At 47.2% G+C, this 1,921-nt stretch carries 3 protein-coding genes; all 3 read left to right on the forward strand.

Annotation, left to right across the window (positions count from 1 at the left end):
* Positions 1-526: acyl-ACP--UDP-N-acetylglucosamine O-acyltransferase (gene lpxA, locus U9P07_11395; GenBank protein MEA2110013.1), on the forward strand; the 526-nt coding region annotated here is incomplete at its 5' end.
* Positions 523-1,476 (forward strand): Gfo/Idh/MocA family oxidoreductase, encoded by a 954-nt coding sequence (locus U9P07_11400; protein MEA2110014.1) that lies wholly within the window; start codon positions 523-525, stop codon positions 1,474-1,476. The genes lpxA and U9P07_11400, both read left to right, overlap by 4 nt.
* Before the next feature lie 17 nt (positions 1,477-1,493).
* The coding region (locus U9P07_11405) for a lipid-A-disaccharide synthase (GenBank protein MEA2110015.1) at positions 1,494-1,921 on the forward strand (428 nt) is incomplete at its 3' end.

Below are 1,921 nucleotides of genomic sequence, written 5' to 3' on the forward strand. Positions count from 1 at the left end.
CCGTGAATATGTTACCATCAGTCGGGGTACTCCTGGTGGTGGGGTTGTAACCCGGGTGGGAAACCATTGTTTTTTGATGGCCTATTGTCATGTAGCCCATGATTGTCAGCTGGGTGATCAGATAATTCTGGCTAATGGAGCCACCCTGGCTGGTCATATTCTTATTGAGAATCAGGCGATTATCGGTGGTCTGGTGGCCATCCATCAATTTTGCCGGATTGGCTGTTCGGCCATGATTGCCGGTATGGCCGGGGTCAGCCAGGATGTACCGCCTTATTGTCTGGCCTCTGGAAACCATTCCCGCTTGCATGGTCTTAACCTTGTCGGCTTAAGAAGACAGGGATTTTCTAAAGAAACCATCAGGGTTTTAAAAAAGGTTTTTCGCCTGCTTTTTCACCGTATGCCGGGGACTGGATTGGCCCAGGCCGTGGAACAGGTGGAGAAAGATTATGTTCAATTTCCCGAAGTCAGCCATATACTGGAATTTATTCGGGAATCTGAACGGGGAATCTGTCGGAAATCATGAGTGATAAAAAACTTCGAGTTGGCGTTGTCGGCGTTGGCCATTTAGGTCGCTTTCATGTTCAGAAGTATGCCGATATGGCGGATGTTGATCTGGTTGGTATTGTAGATATCAACCAGGAACAGGCTCAAGAGATAGCCAATCAATACCATACCGAGGCTTTAGCCACTGCTGAAGAGCTTTATCCGCAGGTTGATGCTGTTTCCGTGGTGGTTCCTACCGTTGATCATTGCCAAGTGGCCTCTCAGGCTCTGAACTCAGGAGTCCATGTGCTGTTGGAAAAACCTATTGCGGCCACGGTAGCGGAAGCTGAAGAACTGGTTCGTCTGGCCGAAGCAAAAAAGCGTATTTTGCAGATTGGCCATCTGGAGCGTTTTAACCCGGCTTTTGCGGCTGGATTTGAAATAACCAAACAGCCACGTTTTATTGAAGTTCATCGTTTATCTCCCTTTACTTTTCGTAGTGTTGATGTGGATGTGGTGCTGGATCTGATGATTCATGATCTGGATCTGGTGCTTTGCCTGGTGAAAAGTCCAATTTCAGAAATCTTTGCCGTCGGGGTGCCGGTACTTTCCGATCAGGTTGATATCGCTAATGTGAGAATTCATTTCACTAATGGTGCGGTTTGCAACCTGACAGCCAGCCGGGTATCAATCCAGAAGGAACGGAAAATCCGTCTTTTCCAACCGGATGTTTATATCTCAATGGATTTATCAAACTTTTCTCTGGTTCAATGTGAAAAAAAAGAGCTGGATTATTATTCTCCTATTCCTGATATTAATGTACAGAAACATGAATATCCTGAAGCTGATTCTTTGAAGTTGGAAATTAAATCATTTACACGTTCTGTTCGTGATCAAAGTGAACCGACGGTGTCCGGTGCCGATGGCCTGGCGGCATTGAAAGTAGCCTTCAGGATCAAAGAGATTATTGCTGCAGCCAGGCAGCAGTGATCAGGTTGTGACGATAAATGTCCATGAATTCAGCTGAAGATTCCCGGGATGTGGTCCATAAAGCGGTAAGAATCTGTATCATTTCCGGTGAAGATTCAGGGGATTTTCATGGTGCTAATCTTGCCCTTGCCATCAGGGAGATACTTCCAGGAGTTCAGCTTGATGGAGTTGGCGGTTCACGCATGGCTGCCGCCGGGATTTCCCGGATTTTTCCATCCTCACGTTTGTCGGTGGTTGGAATCACCGAAGTGCTAGGCCGCATTCCAGACATTGTCAAAGGCTGGAAGAAAATAAAAACCTACCTTCAGCAGCAGCGGGCTGACCTGGTTGTGCTGGTTGATTTCCCGGATTTTAATCTTCATCTGGTTGCTCCCCAGGTGAAAAAACTTGGTATCCCCCTGGTTTATTATATCAGCCCTCAGCTTTGGGCCTGGCGTCAAGGGCG

The organism is Pseudomonadota bacterium (genome assembly GCA_034660915.1).
Lineage (GTDB): Bacteria > Desulfobacterota > Anaeroferrophillalia > Anaeroferrophillales > Anaeroferrophillaceae > DQWO01.

What these genes read in the sequence shown, in the direction of transcription:
- U9P07_11400 (MEA2110014.1), top strand. Translation starts at nt 523, where the DNA reads ATGAGTGATAAAAAACTTCGAGTTGGCGTTGTCGGCGTTGGCCATTTA.